We start from the raw sequence: 3,341 nt of genomic DNA, 5'->3' as shown, positions 1-3,341 counted from the left end.
TCGATCTTGTCATCCGTGACCAGAACAGAATGCCCGGACAGGAAGCGTGTTCCATCAAAGAGTCGGGCATTTGATATGGCAAAGTCACTCACGCCTGGGTCTCCGGTTGTTACGCATCCAAGTACGGTGGTCACAGGGTCAACCCTGTGGTCGTGGACGGTTGGGCATCGTAATTGGATGATTTGATAGCGGCAACGACCTTAACGAACAATTGTGAAGAAGTCGTCTGCACCGCTCATTTTAGCGGAGGGCCAAAATATTCGAACACGAACATTCCATACAACAAGGTTAACCGTACGCGTCGCGGGACGATCTTCATGATTTGGTCGCAAAACTTTCACTTGTCTGCAACACGTGGCGTCTGCCGCATGGCTCCGTTTCACAGTACTTCTGCTGCCTGATTGCCGGAATACTAGGCAAACACTGGATCTTTGATCCTTTCAAAGTTGCGCCCGCGATGACCTTCATAGTGAACATATAGGATGTTCACTTGATCATTTATTGGCGAGTTTTGTGTCATTTCGCCGCCCATTCGCACATCAAAAGTAAGTTTCCGAAAACTGTCACTTGAGCAAAACGGCCCTCAAGAACAAAACGAACGCCTAGCCGGTCGCCGAATTACGGGCGGCGTTCCGTGCCAAGTTTTCAATAGGGAGTTACTTGACCATGTTCCGCAAAACACTGATGGCTGCTGCTGCCGTGTTTGCCATTGGCAACACCGCACAGGCTGCAACCGAGATCACCTGGTGGCATGCAATGGACGGCGCACTTGGCGACGTTGTCAACCAGATCACCGAAGACTTCAACGCAAGCCAGGATGAATACAAACTCGTATCCATCAACAAGGGCGGCTACGAAGACACCATGACGGCCGGCATCGCAGCGTTCCGCGCGAAGAACCAGCCGAACATCATCCAGATCTTCGACGCAGGTGCTGCAACCATCATCAACGCCAAAGGCGCTGTTAAGCCGGTTCAGGATTTGCTTGAAGCAAACAACGTCAATTTCGACATCAATGATTACATCCCGGGTGTTCGTTACTTCTATGCCGACTCAGACGGCAAGATGATCGGCATGCCGTTCAACAGCTCGACCCCGCTTCTGTATTACAACAAAGAAGCGCTGGACAAAGCCGGTGTTGATGTTCCGAAAACCTGGCAGGAATTCGAAGCTGCTGCTCCGAAGCTGAAAGAAGCTGGTTACACCGCGCTTGCGCAGTCGCACAGCCCGTGGATCTTCTTCGAAAACTTCATGTCGCGTCACAACCTGCAGATGGCGACCGCCAATAACGGTTATGACAGCACCGACGTCGAAATCCTTTATAACAACGACGCTCTGAAAGATCACTGGCAGCACGTCAAGGATTGGAAAGACGCGGGTTACTATGGCTATTATGGCCGCGCATGGGGTGCGAACCAGGATGCGTTCGTGCAGCAGCAGGTCGCAATGTGGATCGGTTCTTCCGGTTCGTTTGGTGGCCTTCGCAAGTCCGCACAGTTTGACTTTGGCGCATCGACCCTTCCGTATTGGGAAGGCACCGGTGATGCACCGAAATCGACCTTTATCGGTGGTGCAGCACTGTTCGCATTCTCCGGTCACGATGCCGCACAGGATGCCGGTGTTGCCGAGTTCTTCAAATTCCTGACCAAACCGGAAACCCAGTACTACTGGCACAAAGAAACCGGTTATGTCCCGATCACCAATGCCGCCTATGAGCTGGCCAAAGAAGATGGCTACTACAAGGAAAGCCCGGACGCAGAAGTCGGTATCACCCAGCTTTCTGAAGAAGGTGGCGAGTGGACCAAGGGTTACCGTCTTGGCTTCTATGTTCAGATCCGCGAAGTGATTTATCGTGAAGTCGACAAGATCATGAACGGCGAAGAAACCGTTGATGCTGCCTTTGCGACCATCGAAGAAGAAGCAAACGGCCTGCTGAAGCGCTTTAACGATACCTACTCGAACTAATCTGCTTTTCGCCAAAGCGGGGCGGCCGATGATTTGGCCGCCCTGTTTTGCATTTTCTGATTTTGCTCTGAGGTTGCGTTCCGATGAAGCGCGTACAATTTGAACACAGCGCGGTGCCATACCTATTTATCGCACCCCAAATTCTGATTATTTCCATATTTTTCCTGTGGCCTGCGGCCCAGGCGCTGTATCAGTCGTTTCTGCTTGAAGACGCCTTTGGCATGTCGTCGCAGTTTGTCTGGTTCCGCAATTTTGAGGACGTGCTGACAAGCAGTTCGTGGACGCGATCTGCCATCTTTACCGTCGTATTTTCCGTTTTGGTCTCCGTACTTTCGATCGCGATTTCACTGTTTCTTGCAGTGCGCGCCGACGAAGTCATCCGCGGGGCAAAATCCTATAAAACGCTTCTGATGTGGGGCTATGCCATTGCGCCGCCGGTGGCGGGCCTTCTTGGCATCATGATGTTCAACCCGCTGATGGGAGACCTCTATAAGGCCTTCAACAGTTTCGGGTTTGAATTCAACCATATCGAAAACGCCAATGACGCGGCCTTCATCGTCATTCTGATCGCGGTCTGGAAACAGGTCAGTGTGAACTTCATCTTCTTCCTCTCAGGCCTACAGGGGATTCCGAAGTCGGTTCAGGAAGCAGCGACCCTTGATTGCAAGAGTCCCGAGCGTCGTTTCTGGACCATCACATTCCCGCTTTTGGCACCGACCACATTCTTCCTGCTGGTGATCAACCTGACTTACGCCTTTTTCGAGACGTTCGGCATTATCGATGTTTCGACCAAAGGTGCCCCGGGTGGCTCAACCGCGACCCTTGTTTACAAGGTGTATGTCGATGGCTTCCTTGGCGCGGATATGGGCGGCAGTGCCGCTCAGTCAGTCTTGCTGATGATCATGGTCAGTGTCCTGACCGTTTTCCAGTTCCGCTTTATCGAACGCAAAGTGCATTATTAGGGGGAACGTCATCATGTATCAGTCCAAATGGCGTATTTTTACCAACCACACCATTCTGGTGCTTGGCTCACTTTTCATGATCCTTCCGGTCTGGATCGCCTTTGCGTCATCAACCCACACCCGCGAGTATATCTTCCAGAATGGCCTGCAATTCTTGCCAGGTGGCGAGTTCTTCACCAATTACGGCGCGATCCTGTTTGATGCAGAGGCGACAAAGGGCAGGGTGACGGCGCTTGAGATGCTGTTTAACAGCATGGTGCTTGGCCTTGGCTTTGCGATCGGCAAGGTCATCATTTCGATGATGGCGGCCTATGCGATTGTCTATTTCCGCTTCAAGCTGGCTGTGCCGCTGTTCTGGATTATTTTCTCAACACTTCTGTTGCCGCTCGAAGTGCGCATCGTGCCGTCCTATGA

2 protein-coding genes and 1 pseudogene are annotated in these 3,341 nt (G+C 52.0%); all 3 read left to right on the top strand.

What is annotated here, in order from left to right; translation table 11 throughout:
• Positions 1–666 precede the first annotated feature (666 nt).
• Positions 667–1,965, top strand: coding sequence for an extracellular solute-binding protein (locus B3Z49_RS18935; RefSeq protein ID WP_008891010.1), 1,299 nt, complete (start codon positions 667–669; stop codon positions 1,963–1,965).
• Between the two features lie 83 nt (positions 1,966–2,048).
• Positions 2,049–2,927, top strand: a complete 879-nt coding sequence (locus B3Z49_RS18930) for an ABC transporter permease subunit (RefSeq protein ID WP_008891011.1) — start codon at positions 2,049–2,051, stop codon at positions 2,925–2,927.
• Between the two features lie 13 nt (positions 2,928–2,940).
• Positions 2,941–3,341: pseudogene (locus B3Z49_RS18925) on the top strand (glycerol-3-phosphate ABC transporter permease); the annotation flags it as partial.

This window comes from Thalassospira sp. UBA1131, from assembly GCF_002311515.1.
Lineage (GTDB): Bacteria > Pseudomonadota > Alphaproteobacteria > Rhodospirillales > Thalassospiraceae > Thalassospira.
The sequence above is the reverse complement of the archived record's forward strand: the minus strand, read 5'-3'. Positions and strand labels throughout refer to the sequence as shown.